At 43.6% G+C, this 737-nt stretch carries 1 protein-coding gene; it reads right to left on the reverse strand.

The window, feature by feature from the left end:
• On the reverse strand, window positions 1-737 hold a 737-nt coding region (locus DNU06_RS17550), incomplete at both ends, for a PKD domain-containing protein (RefSeq protein ID WP_146239331.1).

Raw genomic sequence — 737 nt, forward strand, 5'->3', positions numbered from 1 at the left:
TCCGACATGGTTTCAGTGAAGTCTATTTTCCAAACGTAGGCTGCTTGGGCGACAAATTGGTTTTGGTATTGTCCGTCCCACCCTATACTTGGATCTTGGGTCTCAAATACGATTTCTCCCCAACGGTTAAACAATTGCATCCTAAAGCTGTAGATGTCTACTCCAGAGGTAAATTGGGGCTGAAAGGTGTTGTTGATACTGCCTGAGTTTGGGGAAAAGGCATTGGGAATAAAAAACAAAATTTCATCTGCAATGCTTATGGTCGTTTGGTAAGTGGCATGACAGTTGGCGGATTGATCGTAAGCAGTTAACACCACACTGTATTCCTTGGCAATTTCTGGGTACACATGACTCGGACTGACTACCGCTGAAGTTTCATTGTCTCCGAAGTTCCATGTAAATGAACCCGCATTGGTCGACTGGTTTTGGAAGACTAAATATGGATTTGAAATGCTGGGGTCTTCGGGGGTGTACGTGAAATAGGCGGTGGGACGGGGATAGACTTGTATGTAATTGGTATAAGTAATGGAATCTACACAACCTGAGTGGGTCTCGACTTTGTATTGTACATCAATGCCCAAAGGAACTTCATCTGTATTTTGAAAGCACATCAAAGGGTTCTTTAAATTAGAAGTCTGCCCATCTGAAAACGCCCAAGTATAGGTTCCGCTGGTATGCGCGGTTGATGAATCCGAAAACTGAATGCAATCCCCGCTGCAAATTTGTGAATTAGACAA

Source organism: Putridiphycobacter roseus (assembly GCF_003234935.1).
GTDB classification, from domain to species: Bacteria; Bacteroidota; Bacteroidia; order Flavobacteriales_D; family Crocinitomicaceae; genus Putridiphycobacter; species Putridiphycobacter roseus.